This is a genomic window from Halomarina ordinaria (assembly GCF_030553305.1).
GTDB lineage: Archaea > Halobacteriota > Halobacteria > Halobacteriales > Haloarculaceae > Halomarina > Halomarina ordinaria.
In genome coordinates this window covers 1,214,860-1,231,659 of sequence record NZ_JARRAH010000001.1, presented here as the reverse complement: position 1 = coordinate 1,231,659, position 16,800 = coordinate 1,214,860, and the positions used below count along the sequence as shown (strand labels likewise).

The 16,800-nt window shown below is 67.7% G+C and carries 17 protein-coding genes; all 17 read right to left on the bottom strand.

Translation table 11 applies throughout. The annotated features are described in order from the left end of the window. Nucleotides 1-33: 33 nt before the first annotated feature. The 17 genes from P1Y20_RS06650 to P1Y20_RS06570 all read right to left on the bottom strand — a co-directional run bounded on the left by P1Y20_RS06650 (nucleotide 34) and on the right by P1Y20_RS06570 (nucleotide 16,773). Nucleotides 34-717, bottom strand: a complete 684-nt coding sequence (locus tag P1Y20_RS06650) for a haloacid dehalogenase type II (protein WP_304447879.1) — start codon at nucleotides 715-717, stop codon at nucleotides 34-36. Between the two features lie 101 nt (nucleotides 718-818). After that, the gene (locus tag P1Y20_RS06645; protein ID WP_304447878.1) at nucleotides 819-1,298 is read right to left on the bottom strand and encodes a MaoC/PaaZ C-terminal domain-containing protein; all 480 of its coding nucleotides are present in this window, start codon (nucleotides 1,296-1,298) and stop codon (nucleotides 819-821) included. Nucleotides 1,299-1,404: 106 nt separating this feature from the next. Next, the gene (locus P1Y20_RS06640; protein ID WP_304447877.1) at nucleotides 1,405-2,190 is read right to left on the bottom strand and encodes an ABC transporter permease; all 786 of its coding nucleotides are present in this window, start codon (nucleotides 2,188-2,190) and stop codon (nucleotides 1,405-1,407) included. Beyond that, complete coding sequence (locus P1Y20_RS06635; RefSeq protein ID WP_304447876.1) at nucleotides 2,187-3,167, bottom strand: ABC transporter ATP-binding protein; 981 nt, start codon at nucleotides 3,165-3,167, stop codon at nucleotides 2,187-2,189. The genes P1Y20_RS06640 and P1Y20_RS06635 overlap by 4 nt, the downstream gene beginning before the upstream one ends. Nucleotides 3,168-3,278: 111 nt before the next feature. Beyond that, nucleotides 3,279-4,085, bottom strand: coding sequence for a CBS domain-containing ParB/RepB/Spo0J family partition protein (locus tag P1Y20_RS06630; protein ID WP_304447875.1), 807 nt, complete (start codon nucleotides 4,083-4,085; stop codon nucleotides 3,279-3,281). A gap of 51 nt (nucleotides 4,086-4,136) precedes the next feature. After that, a complete protein-coding gene (locus P1Y20_RS06625) occupies nucleotides 4,137-5,639 on the bottom strand; it encodes a DHH family phosphoesterase (protein WP_304447874.1) in 1,503 nt (500 codons plus the stop codon). A gap of 121 nt (nucleotides 5,640-5,760) precedes the next feature. Then, on the bottom strand, nucleotides 5,761-7,263 hold the full coding sequence (locus P1Y20_RS06620) for an NADH-quinone oxidoreductase subunit N (RefSeq protein ID WP_304447873.1): 1,503 nt from the start codon (nucleotides 7,261-7,263) through the stop codon (nucleotides 5,761-5,763). Then, nucleotides 7,260-8,837 carry a complex I subunit 4 family protein gene (locus P1Y20_RS06615; protein WP_304447872.1) on the bottom strand — a complete coding sequence of 526 codons (1,578 nt, stop codon included), beginning with the start codon at nucleotides 8,835-8,837 and terminating at the stop codon, nucleotides 7,260-7,262. The genes P1Y20_RS06620 and P1Y20_RS06615 overlap by 4 nt, the downstream gene beginning before the upstream one ends. Continuing rightward, nucleotides 8,838-10,868: an NADH-quinone oxidoreductase subunit L gene (gene nuoL, locus P1Y20_RS06610; RefSeq protein ID WP_304447871.1), complete on the bottom strand. Its 2,031-nt coding sequence runs from the start codon at nucleotides 10,866-10,868 to the stop codon at nucleotides 8,838-8,840. Nucleotides 10,869-10,872: 4 nt separating this feature from the next. Next, nucleotides 10,873-11,175, bottom strand: a complete 303-nt coding sequence (gene nuoK, locus P1Y20_RS06605; protein ID WP_304447870.1) for an NADH-quinone oxidoreductase subunit NuoK — start codon at nucleotides 11,173-11,175, stop codon at nucleotides 10,873-10,875. After that, entirely contained in the window at nucleotides 11,175-11,534 is a 360-nt protein-coding gene (locus P1Y20_RS06600) for a hypothetical protein (protein WP_304447869.1), read from the bottom strand. Before P1Y20_RS06600 ends, nuoK begins: the two co-directional genes overlap by 1 nt. Continuing rightward, nucleotides 11,531-11,800, bottom strand: coding sequence for an NADH-quinone oxidoreductase subunit J (locus P1Y20_RS06595; RefSeq protein WP_304447868.1), 270 nt, complete (start codon nucleotides 11,798-11,800; stop codon nucleotides 11,531-11,533). The genes P1Y20_RS06600 and P1Y20_RS06595 overlap by 4 nt, the downstream gene beginning before the upstream one ends. Nucleotides 11,801-12,311: 511 nt before the next feature. Further along, nucleotides 12,312-12,773 carry a NuoI/complex I 23 kDa subunit family protein gene (locus P1Y20_RS06590; RefSeq protein WP_304447867.1) on the bottom strand — a complete coding sequence of 154 codons (462 nt, stop codon included), beginning with the start codon at nucleotides 12,771-12,773 and terminating at the stop codon, nucleotides 12,312-12,314. Between the two features lie 55 nt (nucleotides 12,774-12,828). Next, on the bottom strand, nucleotides 12,829-13,872 hold the full coding sequence (locus P1Y20_RS06585) for a complex I subunit 1/NuoH family protein (RefSeq protein ID WP_379737790.1): 1,044 nt from the start codon (nucleotides 13,870-13,872) through the stop codon (nucleotides 12,829-12,831). A gap of 131 nt (nucleotides 13,873-14,003) precedes the next feature. After that, the gene (locus P1Y20_RS06580; RefSeq protein ID WP_304447866.1) at nucleotides 14,004-15,683 is read right to left on the bottom strand and encodes an NADH-quinone oxidoreductase subunit D; all 1,680 of its coding nucleotides are present in this window, start codon (nucleotides 15,681-15,683) and stop codon (nucleotides 14,004-14,006) included. Beyond that, entirely contained in the window at nucleotides 15,680-16,315 is a 636-nt protein-coding gene (locus P1Y20_RS06575; protein ID WP_379737787.1) for an NADH-quinone oxidoreductase subunit B, read from the bottom strand. Before P1Y20_RS06575 ends, P1Y20_RS06580 begins: the two co-directional genes overlap by 4 nt. Before the next feature lie 47 nt (nucleotides 16,316-16,362). Beyond that, entirely contained in the window at nucleotides 16,363-16,773 is a 411-nt protein-coding gene (locus P1Y20_RS06570; protein ID WP_304447864.1) for an NADH-quinone oxidoreductase subunit A, read from the bottom strand. Nucleotides 16,774-16,800: the final 27 nt, after the last annotated feature.

The following is a 16,800-nucleotide window of genomic DNA, read 5'->3' as shown; positions in this document are numbered from 1 at the left end:
GAACGACGAGTGAGTGTCGAGCGACGGGTCGCGCTACGACGTGATCTCGTCCGCGAACTCGAAGAACGTCTCGACGACGAGGTCCGGCCGTTCGACCGACGGGTCCCACGGTCCCCTGTCGCGGTCGATCCAGACACCCTGCATCCCCGCGTGCATCGCTCCCTGGACGTCGAACGTCGGGCCGGCGACGTGTGCGATCGCGTCGATGGGCGTGCCGGTCCGCGCGGCCGCGTGCCGGTAGATGTCGACGTCGGGTTTGAACGTCCGTATCTCGTGGGCACTGATCAGGTCAGCGACGACGTCCTCGATGGCCGCCGCCTCGACCATCGATTCCAGCATCTCCGGGTTCCCGTTCGAGAGGACGTACACGTCGTATCCGGCGTCGGTGAGCGCCTCGAGCCCTCCCCGGACGTCGTCGAAGGGGTCGAGGTCGTGATACGTCGACAGGACGTCCTCGACCGTCTCGGCGGGGAGCGTGACCCCGTGGCTCTCGAGAGCGAAGCGGAGCGCGTCCCGGTTCATATCGTAAAACGGCCGGTACGCGTCGGTGAAGTTGCTCACCATCGTGTACATGAGCGACCGGCTTCGCCACAGGTCGGACACCGATTCCACCTGGTCGACGTGTTCGGCCAGCGCCGTCTCGACGGCGGACGGGTCGACGAGCGTCCCGTACGAATCGACGGTCACTGTCTCGATAGCACTCGAATCGAACGACATACGGTATCGAGTATCACCCCGTCACATATAGCTTGTCGTGGACCGTCGACGGACGGGTGCGGTTCGGTCGACCGCTGTCGCACGGTCGGACGCCCCGGTGTTCAACCCCCGAACTCGGTCTGGTCGGTCTTGAGGACGAAGAACTTCAGGTCGCCTCGGAAGACGGTCGTCCCCTCCTGTGTGGTCATCTCGGTCTCGAAAACCACCAGGCCCACGTCGTCGCGGGACTCCAGTTCCCTCGTCTCGGTGACCTCGATGTCGACCGAGACCGTGTCGCCGATGCGGACCGGGTTCGGCAGGACCATCTGGTCCATCCCGAGGAACGCGTACGCGGTCCGCTCGAGGATGCCGATCCGCATGACCATCCCGATGGCCTGCACGAACGTCATCGGACCGTGGGCGATGCGCCCGTCGAAGTCTCGCTCGCGGGCGAACTCGACGTTCGTGTGGAGTTCGTTCCAGTCGCTGGTCGTCGCGGCGTGCATCACGACGTCCGTCTCGGTGATGGTTCGACCGGGGCTCCGGAACGTCTGGCCTTCCTCGAACGCCTCGAAGTGATGCGGTTCGTAACTGTATACCATACCGGGTCGTCTCCGACCGCCCCCATATATGTTCGTCCGAGTCCGGGGAGAGACGTGTCAATCGCCAGTGAATCGGGGGCGGTGTCGTCGCCCGATGACGACGGTACTAGTACTGCCCCAGTCGGCCGCTCCGGCGGGCGCGGCGCGCGCCGAGGCGGAAGACGTAGTAGCCGGCGCCCGCGTAGCCGACCGCCGTCAGTCCGAGGAGTGCGAGGTCGACCGCCGGCAGCGCCCACAGCGCCGTCCCCTCGCTCATGGTCTGGCGCAGGAGGTGGCTCCCGACCGCGAGCGGGAGGAGCTTCGCGAGCGGGACGGACTCGACGGGCAGGGCGATGAGCGCGACGAAGCCGAACTGGACGAGCTGGAAGACGCTCTCGATGCGTTTGAACACGAGCGCGAGGCCGCCGAGGGCGAAGCCGACGCCGACGGCCGAACAGAGCGTCAGCGCACCGAGGACGAGGACGGCTATCGGGGCGACGGTCACCCGCGCGTCCGTCGTCACGAGCATCGCCGCCAACAAGACGACGCCGTAGGCGAAACTCACCAGCAGGTTCACCGCCGTCTTCACCGCTACCACCCGCCCGAAGCCGAGCGGCGACATGTAGAGCTGTTCGAGCGTCCCCCACTGGGCCTCGCGGATGAGTTCCCACGAGAGGTCGGCGTAGGCGACGCTCGCCATCAGCAGGAGGAAGAACCCGACGACGATGCCCGACAGGGAGTCCTCGACGGCCCCGGGGGCGAGCGTCCGCCCCCCGAACACCACCAGCGCGAAGAAGACGTAGACGGTGAGCAGGTTCGTCACCGTGTTGAACGCGTAGCGTCGCCGGAGGACGAGCGACTTTCGGGCGACGGTCCGCGCGAGCACCGCCGTCTCGCCGACCGTCGCGCTCACCGGTCCACCCTGTCGGTCAACTGTAGGAAGGCGTCCTCGAGGTCGGGTTCGACGGCCGTCACGGAGACGAGGTCGACGTCCGTCTCGCGCAGGTCGTCGACGAGGGCGTAGAACGCCGCCGCGTCGTCGAGCGTCACCTCGAAGCGGAGGCCGCTCGCGGTCCGACTCCAGCGCTCGACGCGGTGGGCGCGCTCGAGACGCTCGCGGGCCGCGAGCGGGAGGTCCGCCGAGACGGTGACGCGGTAGGCACGCGCGCGGAACGCGCCCACCAGGTCGTCGACGCTCCCGTTGGCGACGACGCGGCCGTCGTTCAGGACGACCACGCGGTCACAGACCTCCTGGACGACGTCCATGTCGTGGCTGCTGAGGACGATGGTCCGGCCCTCCTCGTCGGCCAGTCGTCGGATGCGCTGGCGCAGGCCGAGCGAGGCCTCCACGTCGAGGCCGAGGGTCGGTTCGTCGAGGAACACCACCGGCGTCTCGCGCGCCAGCGTGCACGCGAGCGCCGTCTTCTGTTTCATCCCCCGGGAGAGGTCGACGACGGGCGTGTCCGCCTGCTCGGCGAGCCCGAGCGACGCGATGAGGTCGGCGTGGGTCTCCCGGCGGGTCCGGGGGTCGATGCCCTGGAGGCCGGCGAAGAACCGGACGTTCTCGCGGACGGTGAGCCGCCAGTAGACGTTGCGCGCGCCCTCCAGCATCGCGCTCACCTCGCGGTAGGCGCGCGCGGTGTCGCTCCTGACGTCCACCTCGCCGACGCGAATCGCCCCGGCCGTCGGGACGAGGAGGCCGAGCGCACACTTGATGAGCGTGGTCTTGCCCGCCCCGTTCGGGCCGAGCAGGCCGACCACCTCGCCGCGCTCGACCGTCAGCGAGACGCCGTCGACCGCCCGAACCTCGCCGTAGGTCTTGGTCAGTCCCTCGATGGCGACCGCTGCGGAGGCCGCCCGCCGGTTTCGTCGCGCTGTCTCGACGCTCATTGGGGGGAGATACCGAGTACCACGTGGTACCACTCGAACGCGCAAAAAACCGCCGGTCGCGGCCGTCTGACGCCCTCTCGAGGGTGAATACCCCGGTGCGAAGAGTGACCGTCAGCCCGAGTTCTGGAACCGCTCCGTCGTCTCGACCAGCGGGTGGTGGGCGTAGTCGACCTCCTGGATGTCGTCGATGCTCCCGAGGTTCCCCTTGCGGGCGGTCTCGGCCATCCCGAGGGGGACCTGCTCGTCGAGGATGATGACGTAGGCGTCCATCTCCTCGACGCCGATGCGACTGGCCGCCTTCACGCGGTGGTGACCGTCGGCGAGCAACAGGCCGTCGTCGCCGTTGTCGATGACGACGAGCGGTTCGGCGAGGCCGTTCTGCAGTTCGTAGCGTCGCCCCTCCAGTTCGTCCGTGTACACCTTCGACTGCGTGGGGACGAGCCGACTCAACGGGACCTTCCGGCGCTCCTGGCGCATACCGACCCCGTGGATGTTCCGGAGGGTCGCCATCAGTTTGTCCACCTTCCCGGGGGTGGCGCGCTCTATCTGACTGCGGACGACGTCCGCGTTCGAAATGATGCCGACGAGGTTCCCCGCGTCGTCGACGACCGGGAGCTTCTGGATGCCCGACCGGAGGATGACGCGCGCGGCGTCGTTGATGCCCATCTCCGGGTGAGCGACGATGAGGTCGTCGTTCATCGCCTTGAACATCGGCTCGTCGTCGTCGGCCAGCAGCAGGTCGCGCGCGCTGATGAACCCGTGGACCCGGCGGCCGTCACAGACGGGAAAGCCGCTGTGGTCTTCGTTCTCGGCGATGCGTCGCTTCACGTCGGCGACCGTCTCGTCGATATCGACAGTCGCCACGTCCCGCGTCATGTAGTCCTTCACGCGGAGTTTGCGCTCCTCGCCGTCGACCATTACCACGGAGGAGGGGAGTGCCGAGCAAAAGCCTCCCGGTCGGTGCGGTCCCTACTCGTCGTCGGCCTGCCCGACGGCGACGCCCTCGACGCCCTCGACGCCGTCGTCGAAGCGCTCGGTGAGCGACCAGTCGGGCCGCGAGCGGAGCGTCTCGAAGAACCGGTCGTTGACCACGTCCTTGATTATCGCCTGGAGTTCGTCGCCGGCCTCCTCCTCGACGCTCCCGAGCAGGCCGAGGGGTATCTGGGCGCCCGCCATGTCCGCGTGGCCGCCCGCCTCGCCGATCTGGCCGAACGCCTCGCGGAGCGTCTCGCCGACGTCGAGGTCGGCCCCGCGCGTCCGGGCGGAGGCGTAGATGGTCCCCTCGCTGGTCCCGTAGACGAGCGTCGTCGAGACACCCTCCATGTCGAGGAGGCGGTCGGCCGCCTGCGCGAGCGCGTCGCGCGACCGGAGGCGACCGACGCAGGACGTGAGAACCGTTCCCTCCACCTCGCGCTCGCGGATGGCACGTCCGATGGTGTCGAGGATGTCGACGCTCACGCTCGGGGACTCGACGCGTTCGAGGGTCGCCTCGTCGGCGTAGGGCAACAGGTAGGCCGCCGCCTCGAAGTCGTCGGCGACCACCTCCCGGCTGAAGTCCTTCGTGTCGACGCGAATACCGTAGAGCAGGCCGGTGGCGACAGCCTCGGACGGTCGCATCCCGAGGCGACGCAGGTAGTCGACGAGGAGCGTGCTCGTCGCGCCGACGTCGCTGCGGAGGTCGACGAAGCGCGCCTCGACCGGTTCGCGCGGCGGGTGGTGGTCGATGACGATGTCGACGGGCGTGTCCTCGGGGAGCTGGTCGTTCACGCCCGGACGGGAGTGGTCGACGAGCGCGAACCCGCCGTACTCGGAGAGGTCGTCGCCCGGGTCGAGGTTCACGAGGTCGAACTCGAGGAGGTTCACCAGCGCGAGGTTCTCCTGGTGGGTGATGTCGCCGTAGTAGATGGGCTCGGCCGGACAGCCGGCGGTCTCGGCGATGTCGGCGAGCGCGACGGCGCTCGCGATGGCGTCCGGGTCCGGGTTGTCGTGCATCACGACGGCGAGCGTCCCGTCGACGTCCCGCAGGACGCGACGCAACTGGCGCACCCGGAGGCCGTCGCGGCGCGTCGGCGCGAGGATGCGCCGGGTGAGGGTGCGCTCGGGGTTCACGACGCGGTCGGCGGCCGCCTCCAGCGCCGCGACCAGGTCCGCCGACGTCTCGGGGGGGACGTAGGCGAGCACGACGGCCTCCGGGTAGGCCTCGCGGGCGGCCGCCACCGTCTCCCGGTTTCGCTCGGCGTCGTCGCCGGCGACGAGGACGCTCTCGACCGGGCGGTCCTCCTCGTCGACGGCCTCGGCGACGACGGTCGGGTCCGTACAGTCGCCCTCGACGGCCGGGATGCCCTCCTCGCGCAGTGCCTCGACGCGTTGCTCGTCGCGGGTCACCACGAGGACCTCGCCCGCGTACCGGTCGAGGTCGTCGAGCAGGACGTGCCCGAAGGAACTGCAGCCGAGCACGAGCCGAGTAGTCATAGGTTGGGTACAGGTGCGAGGGGCTAAAGCACTGCGGCGAGCGGGCGCTCGACGTGTCGGCTGCGAGACGACCGAGGGAACGAGGAGCGACGAGGACGGACCGACGGCGTGTCGAGGGCGTTCAGACGAACGTGCCGGCCGCCTCGAACGCGAGGTCCGAGAAGAAGAACAGACCGGGCAGGAGCGCGAAGGTCACCACGGCGGCGACGACGATGGCCGTGTAGAGGCCAGTCGGGTAGCCGTCGATGGCGACCGGCGTGCTCCGCTCCTCGAGCCACATCGCCCGGACGACCCGGGTGTAGTAGTAGAGCGACAGCGCGCTGTTGATGATGAGCGCGGCCGCGAGCAGGAGCACCCCGCCGTCGATGGCGGCGTACAGCAGGAAGAACTTCGAGAGGAAGCCCCCGCCGATGGGGAGGCCCGCGAGGCTGAACAGGAAGACGGTCATCGCCGCGCAGGCGACCGGTGCCTGCTTCCCGAGGCCGTTGTAGTCCTCGAAAGTGCGACCGACGCTCCAGTACTCGGCGAGCGCGATGAACAGGAACGCGCCCGTGTTCATGAAGCCGTAGACGGCGAGGTGAATCATCCCCGCGCCGAGGATGAGCTGGTTGTCGCCGACGCCGGTGAGCGCGCCCAGCGCGATGAGGACGTACCCCGCGTGGCCGATGGAGGAGTACGCCATCATGCGCTTGACGTTCTCCTGGGTGGCGGCCGCGAAGTTCCCGACGAACATCGTCACGAACGCGAGCACCTGGAACGCGAGCACCCAGTCGACACCGATGTCGGCGCCGACGGGGAACGCGGTGAGGAACACGCGGAAGGCGACGACGAACCCGGCGGCCTTCGAGGCCGACGAGAGGAACGCCGAGATGGGCGAGGGGGCGCCCTCGTACGCCTCCGGCGCCCAGAAGTGGAAGGGCACCGAGGCGGTCTTGAACGCGAACCCGCCGATGACCATCACCACGCCGACGCCGAGGACGCCGACGAGGCCGTCGTCGACGCCGCCGGAGAGCGCGTCCGCCACCTCGGGCAGCAGCAGGCTCCCGGTGACGCCGTAGACGAGGCTGATACCGTAGGCGAAGACGGCCGAGGAGAGCGCGCCGATGAGGAAGTACTTCATGCCCGCCTCGACGCTCCCCCGGTTGCTCTTCAGGTACGCGACGAGCACGTAGGAGGGCAGCGAGGCGAGTTCGAGGCTGACGAACACCGTGGCGAAGGAGTTCGACGCCGCCATCAGCGTCATCCCCGTCGCCGCGAGTAGCATCAGCGAGTAGTACTCCGCCTGGTGGGGGTCGTCGCGCAGGTAGTCGTAGCTGGCGAGGCTGACGAGCGCCGTCACGCTCGCGAAGATGAACGTGAAGAACAGGCTCATCCCGTCGACGACGAGCTGGCCGCCGTAGAGGACGGTCGACTCGCCGCCGGTCAGCAGCAGGACGACGCCGGCCGCCAGCAGCGCGCCGAGCGAGCCGACGGTGGCGATACCCGAGAGCACGCCGCGGCTCGCCTGCCCGGGGTCGATACTGTCGACGAGGAACAGCACGAGCGCGGCCACGCCGAGCACGAGCGACGGTGCGAGCATGGTCAGGCCCGCGAGTTCGGTACCGGTGGTTTGCAACGGAATCATTTGACACCTCCGAGCGCGGAGAGCACGCCACGTGTCTCCACGTCAGCGTACGTCGCGCCCTCCAGTTCGAGCATCGGCCCGACCGCGTCGCGAATCATCGCGAACGCGAGGTCGGGGTACGTCCCCAGCACGATGATGAGGACGACCAGCACGAGCAGCGGCACGACGTCGTGGGGACTCGCGCGGGTGACGGGGTAGTCGGTCGCGGAGAAGAACCCCCCGAAGAGGGTGCGCTGCATCGCGAACAGCAGGTAGCCCGCGACGACGACGATGCCGAACATCGCGAGCGACGTGAAGACGGGCGCGCCGGGGAAGCCGGCGTTGAACGTCCCGACGAAGATGAAGAACTCCGCCGCGAAGCCCGCCATCAGCGGCAGGCCCATGTAGGCGAACGACCCGGCGACCATCGCGCCCACCGTGACGGGCATCCGGTCGGCCAGTCCGCTCATGTCGCCCACCATGCGCGTGTGCGTCGTGTTGTAGATGACGCCGACGCAGAGGAACAGCAGCCCCGAGATGAGGCCGTGGGCGATCATCTGGAACGTCGCGCCGCCGAGGCCGTACACCGTGTAGGCGACGAGGCCGAGGATGACGTAGCCCATCGAGGACACCGACGAGTACGCGACGATACGCTTCAGGTCCTGCTGGGCGAGCGCGAGCATCGCGCCGTAGATGACGCTGATGACCGCGACGGCCGCGAGGTACGGGGCGAGCGTCGTCGCCGCCTCCGGCAGCATCGTGAAGTTGAACCGCAGCAGGGCGTAGGTCCCCATCTTCAGGAGGACGCCCGCCAGCATCACCGACACCGGCGTGGGCGCCTCGACGTGGGCGTCCGGCAGCCACGTGTGCAGCGGGACGACGGGCACCTTCACCGCGAACCCGAGGAACAGCAGCACGAACGCCACTAGCCCGACCGTCTCGGCCGGGAGGCCGTACACCGAGCCGAGGTTCCCCGCGTCGACGGCCTGTGCGACGTCGGGCAGCGCGAGCGTCGAGATGGAGTCACCCAGCGCGAACACGAGGGTGAAGTAGCCGACGAACATCACCAGCGAGGCGACGTTCGTGTAGACGAAGAACTTGATCGCGGCGTACTTCCGGCGCGGGCCGCCCCAGACACCGATGAGCAGGTACATCGGGATGAGGACGGCCTCCCAGAAGACGAACCAGACGAAGAAGTCGAGCGCGGAGAAGACGCCGACGAGACTCGCCTCCATCACGAACATCAGCCCGTAGAACTGGGACTGGCGCTCCTGGATGGGCGTCCACGCGCTCAGGATGGCGAGCGTCGTCAGGATGGTCGAGAGGACGACCAGCGGCATCGAGATGCCGTCGAGGCCGGTGTAGTAGCTCAGCTCGTACTGCCCGAGCTGGAGCCACGCGACCGACGTCTCGAAGGCGAGGTCGCCACCGAGCAGCGCGTTGCCCGAGCCGTCGAACACCGAGTACATGTAGGTGCTGACGGCGACGGGGACGAGGCTGATGGCGAGCGCGACCCGGCCCGCGAAGCGGTCGGGGACGAGGAACGACGCGACGGCACCGACCAGACAGGCGGCGATGAGTACCTCGATCAGCACTCAGAACCACCCCCCGAGCAGGCCGAGGCCGACGATGAGCGCGACCAGCCCCAGCGTGAGCAGCGTCGCGTAGTTGCTGACGATACCGGTCTGGAGACGACGGACGCGGCTCCCGGAGAACAGCGAGACGCTGGAGACGCCGTTGACCACGCCGTCGATGACGCCCTGGTCGAACTTGTCGGCGGCCCGGGCGACGTTCGTCGTCAGCCCCTCTGCGAGCCACACCTGATACTCGTCCTGGTAGTAGTTGTTGAAGAGCACGGTCTTGAGAGAGCCGAGTCTGTCCGTGTGTTCGACCGGCGAGGGGCCGCGGTAGAGCGCCACCGCGAGGCCCGCGCCGGCGAGCGCGAGACCGAGCGAGACGCCCGCCGAGGCGAGCATCGTCCCGACCTCACCGAGCGGGTAGCCGGACTCGTAGCCGGCGAACTGCTCGAGCAGTTCGCCGTAGTAGGTCCCGTTGAGACCCTCGGGACCGTAGTACAGCCAGTCGTGGAGGTACTCCGGTGGGAACCCGCCCGTGAGAGTGTGCACGGGCACGAGGTTGATGACGCCGGCCACCGCGGCCAGCACGCCGAGCACCGCGAGCGGCGCCTTCACGTTCCAGCGCACGCCGTGGGGGTTGCGCGCCGTCTCCGTCCGGGGTTCGCCGTGGAAGGTCAGCAGGACCATCCGGAAGGTGTAGAACCCGGTGAAGAACACCGCGAGCAGGCCCATCGCCCACGCCGCGAGCAGGAGGGGGCTCCCCCCGAGGCCGTGGACGAGCGTCTCGAAGAGCACCTCGTCCTTCGACCAGAAGCCGGAGAACGGGACGATGCCCGCGAGCGCGAGACTGCCCGAGAGGAACGCGTAGTAGGTGACGGGCATCCGGTCTTTCAGCCCGCCCATGTCCCACATGTCCTCGTTGTGGTGCATCGCGATGATGACCGACCCCGCGCCGAGGAACAGCAGCGCCTTGAAGATGGCGTGGGTGGTGAGGTGGAAGACCCCGGCGACGTAGCCGCCCCCGCCCAGCGCGAGCATGATGTAGCCGTACTGCGAGATGGTCGAGTACGCGAGCACCTGCTTGATCTCACGCTTGACGACGCCCATCGTCGCGGCGAACAGCGCCGTGAAGCCGCCGACGAAGGCGATGACCGCGAGCGCGGTCGGACTCAGCGCGTAGAAGCCGTACATCCGGGCGACGAGGTAGACGCCGGCGGCGACCATCGTCGCGGCGTGGATGAGCGCGGAGACGGGCGTCGGGCCCTCCATCGCGTCGGGGAGCCACGTGTGGAACGGGAACTGCGCGGACTTGCCCATCACGCCCCCGAGGACGAGCAGGCCGATGATCGTGAACCACGCCTGGGCCTCGAAGCCGAACGTGTTCACGTCGCTCGCGCCGCCGGCGAGCGCCTGTTCCGCGAGCGCCGGGAACGACTCGCTCCCGGCGAACGCCGCCGTGCCGAAGGTGGCGAAGACGGCGACGACGCCGACGAGGAAGAAGTAGTCCCCGAAGCGGGTGACGAGGAACGCCTTCTTCGCCGCCGACGGCGGCCCGTCGTCGCGGAACCAGAAGCCGATGAGCAGGTACGAGCAGAGACCGACCAGCTCGAAGAACATGAACGCCATCAGCAGGTTCGAGGACATGACGAACCCGAGCATGCTGGCGGTGAACAGACCGAGTTCGGCGTAGTAGCGGGGCAGTCCCGTCTCGCCCTCGTCGTTCATGTAGCCCAGACTGAACACGTGGACGAGGAACGCGATGAGCGAGACGATGACCAGCATCAGCGCCGAGAGCTGGTCGAGCAGGAGGCCGAACTCCAGCGCGAACGGCTCCTCGGCCGCCACGAACGTGTAGATGACCTCGTTGTACGTCTCGCCGCCGGCGACCGTCAGCGCGACCCAGATGGAGAGCGCGAGCGACCCGGCGGTCGCGACGATGCCCGCCAGCGCGCCGCGCTTGGGCATGTACTTCCCGCCGAACAGGGCGACGAGGAACGAGACGAACGGCAACAGTGCGATCGCGGGTGCGAAGTCGAAGACGCCTGCCATAGAGTTACCACCTCATCGTGGTCGCCTTGGTGACGTCCACGTCGCTGAAGTTCCGGTACAGTACGAGGATGATGCCGATACCGACGGCCACCTCGGCCGCGGCCAGCGCCATCGTGAAGAGGCTGAACACCTGTCCGGTGAGGTTGCCGAACTGGTAGGAGAACGCGACGAGGTTGATGTTCGCCGCGTTCAGCATCAACTCGACGCTCATCAGGAAGAACAGGGCGTTGCGCCGGGTCAGGATGCCGAACAGCCCGATGCAGAACACCGCCGCCGACAGCACGAGGTAGTACTGGACGGCGACCATCAGTCGTCGTCCTCCGTGCCGGCGTGGCCGCCGTCGGTCAGGAGCGCGTCGCGGGCGCCACCGAGCGGGCCGTCACTGCCCTCGCGCTTGGCGAGCATGATGGTCCCGTCGAGCGCCGCGTCGAGCACCACCGCGATGATGATGAACGAGACGAGGAACGGCTCGGAGTCGAACTCGCTCAGTTCGACCATGTCGAACATGGCGAAGCCGATGCCCCGCGTGATGGAGCCCTCGCCGAACCCGACGGGCTGGCCGAACTGGGCCGTCAGGAAGACGAACGCGAGGACGGCGAACAGCGCCACCGCCGCGAGCCCCGGGAGGTAGTTCACGTCCGTCTTCAACCGGGGACGGGACGTCACGTCGCCACCTCCTCGTCGACCGGGGTAGTACGAGTGAGCATGACGGCGAAGGTGATGAGAATGAGAACCCCGCCCACGTAGACGAGGATCTGCATCGCCGCCAAGAACTCGGCCTGGAGCATGACGTAGTGCACCGCCACCGACACCAGCGCCACCCCGAGGAGTAGCGCTGCGTGCCAGACGTCACGCACGAGCACGACGCCGAGGCTGCTCGCCACCGTAACTAAAGCGAACAGCGCGAATGCTAGTGTCTCTGCTACTGCCATTGATGTCTGTCGTTGCGCTCGGGGTTTCAACGTTTCGAGAATCGTCCACGGGCGCGCAGGCGCGGGACACTGATTTCGAGGACCGCCGGCCCGTTTCGAACGGGGCCGTGTTTCCGCCCATCTCCGGCGTGCATTCGACCCTCGGTCTGCGTCTGACGGTCTGATATCGGAGTATGCGACGCCTCCGACGATACTGACGCCATCAACAGTTGCGACCGGGACGAAGCCGGCACGGTCGCTGCCGTGCTGAGCGGTTCCCACGACTTCCCCGAGCGGCCACTGGGACCGGGACACCCAGCACCTATCGGAATCAGTCCACTCGCCGCGGTCAGAGCCCATCGCCGACGTGCTCCACGAAACTCCTCGAAAAGATAGATGGCCGTCGCCGACCCCAGCGCCCCCGAGCGAAGCGAGGGGTTCACCGCGAGTCGCGCGGTACGCGACTCGCGGCCCTTTTTAGCGTAGCTTTTTGCAAGTGGGGTCGCGGAGCGACCCCCACACTAAAAAGGTACTACTGGTAGTCCACGTTCCCCTCGCCCTCGCCGATCCACGCGCCGCGGTCGGGTTCGCGCGAGGCGAGCGGGTCGATGTCCTTGTACCAGGGGACGTTCTTCAGCTGTTCTTTGTTGTAGGCGAACTCGTCCTTCGTGTCCGCCGTGAACTCGAAGTTCTGCGTGAGCAGGATGGCGTCGACGGGGCAGACCTCCTCACACAGTCGGCAGTAGATACACTGGCCGATGTGGAGGTTGTACTGCTCGCCGTTACGCTGGTCGTCCGTGACGATCTGTATCGTGTCGTTCGGGCAGACGTTCTCGCACTGGCGACACCAGATACAGCGCTCCTGGCTGAACTTGTGGACGCCGCGGAACCGGGGGCTGACCTCCGGTGCCTGGTCCGGGTACTCGACGGTGAACGTCGTCCCGTCCAGGGCGTGCTTCATCGTGGTCGCCATGCCCTTGAGGATTCCAATCATTGGTTGTGTGGTGTGGTGGTTTCGACTCGGGGACGGCTCCCCGAGCGAGCCGACGTCAGGCGATCACCCCGACGATGATGGCCGTCAGCACGAGGTTGGCGAAGCTCAGCACGAGCATCCCCTTCCAGCCGATCTCGATGAGCTGGTCGATGCGCACGCGCGGGACCGCAGAGCGCGCCCACTGTGTGAGCAGGAACACCGCCCAGATCTTGATGGTGAACCAGATGAACCCGGGGAGGACCGGTCCCGCCGGGCCGCCGAGGAAGATGGTCGCGATGATGGCCCCGCCGAGGAAGATGTGCAGGAACTCGGCGAGGTACATCAGCACGAAGTAGACCGAGGAGTACTCGGTCTGGTAGCCGGCGACGATCTCCGTCGGCGCCTCGGGCACGTCGAACGGGTTGCGCCCGACCTCCGCGAGGTTCGCCGCGAGGAACAGCACGAACGCGAACGGGTTGACGAACGCGTACCACGCAGGGATGGTGAGACCCGCGATGGTGAACAGCGGTTCGGCCTGCGCGTTGACGATCTCGCTCATCTGGAGCGTCCCGGCGAAGATGACCACCGACGCCGCGGTGAGGATGAGCGGTATCTCGTAGGCGAGGTTCTGCGCGACGGCGCGAAGCCCGCCCAGGAACGAGTACTTGTTGTTCGACGCGTAGCCCGCCGTCACCAGCCCGACGCTGGCGATGGAGGCGACGGCGAAGACGAACGCGAGGCCGACCTCGGGGTCGGCCAGCTGGATACCGCTCCCCATCGGGATGACGGCGAAGCCGAGCAGCGCCGAGGAGACCATCACGATGGGCGCGAGGTCGAACGCCGGGCGGTCGGCCCCGTCCGGGATGATGAGCTCCTTCGAGAGCAGGCGGACGGCGTCGGCCACGATGATGAGCAGGCCGAACGGACCGATGCGGTTGACCGCGATGCGGTCGGTGAACGCCGCCGTAATCTTGCGCTTGGCCCACGGGCCGGCGACGGCCGTGGTGATGAGCATGATGTTGCCGATGAGGAACGCCGCGAGCAGCGCCGCGACGAACGACTCGAGCGGCCCCATGTTGCTCCCGAAGCCGAGCAACCCGCCGATGGTCTCGGGGAGCATCGGGCCGCCGGCCGGGCCGGCGGTGGCGTTCGTGGCGTTGCCGGTCGCGTTCGTCGCGTTCGTCGCGTTCCCCGTCGCGTTGGTCGCGTTCGAGGCGTTCTGCTGGAGGAGGAGTGCGAGGTCGCCCGCGCTCATCGGTCGACCTCACCGAGCACGATGTCGAGGCTGCCGAGCGACGCGACGAGGTCGGGGACGTACTCGCCCTCGGACATCTCCGGGAGCGCCTGCAGGTTCGAGAAGCACGGGCTGCGGATCTTGAACCGGGCGGGCGTGTCGGTGCCGTCCGAGCGGATGTAGATGCCGAGTTCGCCCTTCGCCGCCTCGACCGCGCGGTAGATCTCGCGGTCGGTGTCGGGCTTGAGCGTCCGGGGGACGTTGCTCTGGATGGTGCGTTCGTCCTCGGGCCAGTCCTCGAGCAGGTCGACGCACTGTTCGATGATCTTCGCCGACTCCTCGACCTCCTTCAGCCGCACGAGCACCCGGGCGTAGTTGTCACAGCCGTCCTCGGTGACGACGTCCCAGTCGAGTTCGGGGTAGTAGCCGTAGGGGTCGTCCCGGCGCAGGTCGTAGTCGACGCCGGAGCCGCGGACGACCGGGCCGGTGACGCCGTAGCTCTTGGCCACCTCGGGTTCGATGACGCCCGTATCCACGCAGCGAAGCTGGAAGATCTCGTTGCCCGTCAGGAGGTCGTGGTACTCCTCTAGCTTGCCGGGGAGGCCGTCGAGGAAGTCGTGGGTCTTCTCGAAGAACTCCTCGCGGGGTTCGGGCAGGTCCCACGCGACGCCGCCGAGGCGCAGGTAGTTGAACATGAGCCGCTGGCCCGTGAGGTCCTCCAGGATGTTCTGGACGACCTCGCGGTCCCGGACGCCGTACTGGAAGATGGCGGTGAAGTCGCCGTAGACGTCGAGCGCGAACGTCGAGACCGCGAGCATGTGACTCGCGATGCGGCACAGTTCGGCGCTCATCGTCCGGATGATCTGTGCGTACTCGGGGACCTCGATGTCGGCGAGGTCCTCGGCCGCGCGCGCGTACGCCCACTCGTTGAGGATACCCGCCGAGATGTAGTCCCAGCGGTCGGGGTACGGCATGATCTGGTGGCGGTAGGTGCTCTGCTGGCACATCTGCTCCTCGCAGCGGTGGAGGTAGCCGATGTCGGGGTCGACGTCGGCGACCACCTCGCCGTCGAGGACCGCCTTCAGGTGCAGGACGCCGTGCGTCGCCGGGTGGTGCGGGCCGATGTTGAGGAACATCGTGTCCGCCCCGTCGTCGCGCTGGTCGTCCTGGAGGGGGTTCGCGTGCTCGCGGAACGCGACGACCTGGGGCTGCTCCTGGTCGTAGTCCAGCCGCATCGGGTGGCCCTGCCAGGTCTCGGGCAGGAGGATGCGCCGCAGGTCGGGGTGCTCGTCGTACGTGATGCCGACGAGGTCGTACGCCTCCCGTTCGTGCCAGTCGGCGGTGCGGAACGCGGCGTTGCCGGACTGGCTGTGGGGGTTCTCGCGGCCCGTCGGGACGACGATACCGACCTCCTGGGTCGGGTCGGCGTACTTCTTCAGGTGGTAGATGGACTCGAAGCGGTCCTCGTACTCCTGGGCCGTCACGCACGACAGGTGGTCGAACCCGGCGCGGGACTTCAGTCGGTCGAGGGCCGTCGCCACCCGGTCGGGACGGACGACGAACGCCTCGGCGTTGACGTGCGATTCCCGGCCGATGACGAGGTCGCCGAGCAGGGATTCGAGTGCGTCGTAGTCGAGGCCCTGTTCGGTGACGCCGACGTCGGCGGTCGTGCTCGGGGTTGGCTTTTCGAGACTCATGGCGACTCGGCCCAGTTGTACCGCATGACGAGGTCCTCCTCGTCGATCTGGTCGGCGAGGTGCTGTACGAGTTCGTCGCGGTCGAGGTCGCCGAACTGTTCGAGTTCGTACGGCTTGACCGTCACCGGGGAGGTCTCGCCGTTGGCGACGCGCTCCTGCAGTTTGGCGACGCCGTAGATGAGCGCCTCGGGACGGGGGGGACAGCCGGGGACGTGGATGTCCACCGGGATGACCTCCTCTGCGCCCTTGATGACGTTGTACCCCTCCTGGAAGGGGCCGCCCGAGATGGTGCAGGAACCCATCCCGACGACGAACTTCGGCTCGGGCATCTGGTCGTAGACGCGCTTCATCCGCGGGGCGAACTTCGAGACGATCGTCCCGGGGACGATGATGACGTCCGCCTGTCGCGGGGAGGCGCGGGGGACCCCGGCGCCGAAGCGGTCGAGGTCGTGTTTCACCGCGTAGGTGTGCATCATTTCGATGCTGCAGCAGGCGATGCCGAACTGCAGCATGAACATCGAGGAGCCCCGCACCCAGTTCATGAACTTGTCGAACTTGGTGAGGATGAACGGCGAGGAGCCGAACGCTTCGCGGAGCTTCGAGTTGAAGCGGTTGTCGACTCCCTCGCCCATCCGGGCCTCCTGCGTCGTCGGTGCGCCGGTCGTACGGTTGTCGCTACTCATGTGTTGTCCACCTGTTGTGTCTCGGGCCGCTCGGGCCGCACCCAGCGGACCGCACCGTTACGCCACGCCCAGACGAGGCCGACGACGAGGACTCCGATGAAGACGAGCATCGGAACCAGCGCGCGTGCGAGACCCACCTGCGAGACGGCGTCGCGGTAGATGACCGTCCACGGGAAGATGAGGACCGTCTCGATGTCGAAGACGACGAACAACAGCGCGACCATGTAGTACTGGATGTTGAACCGGATTCGCGTGGTGCCCGTCGGGACCTCACCGCTCTCGTAGACGGTGGTTTTCCCTTGCTCCGGCACGGTGGGCCGCAGGAGGGCCGAAACCGCCATCATCCCTAGCGGGATGCCGACCCCCACGAGCCCCAGCGCGCCGATCGCTATCCACGGGTTGCTCATAATGCGTTATCGTATTGCGGATTAGCG